This is a genomic window from Nonomuraea sp. MTCD27 (assembly GCF_041950495.1).
Lineage (GTDB): Bacteria > Actinomycetota > Actinomycetes > Streptosporangiales > Streptosporangiaceae > Nonomuraea.
Window position 1 is genome coordinate 1 of sequence record NZ_JBGNUW010000065.1, and the last position, 1,632, is coordinate 1,632.

The window sequence follows — 1,632 nt, forward strand, 5'->3', positions numbered from 1 at the left end:
AACGTTCAGGAAAGAAGGCCGTGCCCGATTTCTCCGTCCCCGCCATCGAGGTGGCGGACCTCACCCAGCGATTCGGATCCGTGCTTGCCGTCGATCGGCTCAGCCTGAGCGTTCCGCCGGGGATGTTCTATGGCATCGTCGGCCCGAACGGGGCCGGCAAGACCACCACCTTGACGGCCGTGTGCGGGCTACGAGAGCCGACATCTGGGACGATCAAGGTCGCCGGCCATGATCTGCGAACCGACCGGGAGGCCGCGCTCGCCCAGCTGGGCGTCATGATGGACGGGTTGTCCCTGCCCGAGCGGCTGACCGCCACCGAGGTCCTGCGTTACAGCGCCGGGCTGCGCGGCCTGGACGACGGCTGGCAGGCACGCGCGGGTGACCTGCTGGAGATCCTCCGGCTGGACGCGGTCCCGCGCACGCTGATCGTGGAGTACTCCACCGGCATGCGCAAGAAGATCAATCTCGCGCTGGCGCTGCTGCACCGGCCCCGCGTCCTGGTGCTGGACGAACCGTTCGAAGCCATCGACCCGGTCTCGGCCCACTCCATCGAGCAGGTGCTCAAGCAGTACGTCGACGCCGGCGGCACCGTGGTCCTGTCGAGCCACATCATGGACTTCGTCGAACGCAACTGCCGCCGGGTGGCGGTGGTGGCCGGTGGACGGGTGCTGGTCGAAGGGCCGGTGGAGGAGGTGGCCGCGGGCTCGACGCTGAACGAGCGGTTCATCGAGCTGGTGGGCGCCGACCCGGTGCGTCCGCTGGAGTGGCTGCGATGACGGGCACCCTGGTCGCGCTCAAGCTGCGCCTGTTCCGTAACGGCCCGCACAACGAGCGCGCCTTCAGTCTGGTCACGGGCTTGGTCCTGGCCGCCCTGGTGATCGCGGGCTCGACGCTGGCTCCCCGCATGATCCACGAGGGCTGGATCGCGGTGGCGCTCACTGTGTGGGGTGGCATGTGGGTGTTCGGACCTTTGGCCCAGCCTCGCCACGATCCATCGGTCATCTCACGCGAGTGGTTACGCGGCTATCCGCTGCGGTCGTGGCGGCTGGCGCGGGCGCTGTCGTGGACCGAACTGCTGGGCGTCGGCCCGCTGATCACGCTGGTGAGCCTGTCGTCCCTGGTGGTACTGGCCGCACCGGGCGGCCCCGCGGCAGTGGCGATCGCGGCCGGGGCGGTGGTGGCCCAGCTGTACCTGCTCATCTGGGCGGGCAAGACGGTGGCGGCGCTGGCAGCCTGGCTGCTGCAGACCCGGGCCGGGATGACCATGGCAGCCACACAAACCGCGATCATGCTCGCTTTGTCGTTCGCCGGATGGGTTCCGATCGCCGCGTGGCTGCTGCCGCGTCTCGGCGAGGGGGACACCGCGCTCGTCACGCCCACCCTCGGGCACCTGCCCGCGCCGGTGATCGACGTGCTCGCCGCTCTGCCCACCGGCTGGGGCTACGGCGCGGCACTCGCCGCCCGCGACGGCGCCGGTTTGGGCACGGCCATGCTGCCGTTGGCCGCCCTGCTGGCCGCGGGAGCCCTGCTGCAGCTGGGCTGGATCGCGCTGACGGCTCGCGCCCTGCGCCGGCCATCTCGCCGAGCGGCACCGCGACGGCCGGCCATACCAGGACGTGCACTACCGTTGCC

General features: G+C 70.7%; 2 protein-coding genes. Both read left to right on the forward strand.

Annotated features, from left to right (window positions below; all coding sequences use genetic code 11):
• Positions 1-50 precede the first annotated feature (50 nt).
• Positions 51-776, forward strand: coding sequence for an ABC transporter ATP-binding protein (locus ACBJ59_RS62715; RefSeq protein ID WP_375119385.1), 726 nt, complete (start codon positions 51-53; stop codon positions 774-776).
• Positions 773-1,632: hypothetical protein (locus tag ACBJ59_RS62720; RefSeq protein ID WP_375119384.1), on the forward strand; the 860-nt coding region annotated here is incomplete at its 3' end. The genes ACBJ59_RS62715 and ACBJ59_RS62720, both read left to right, overlap by 4 nt.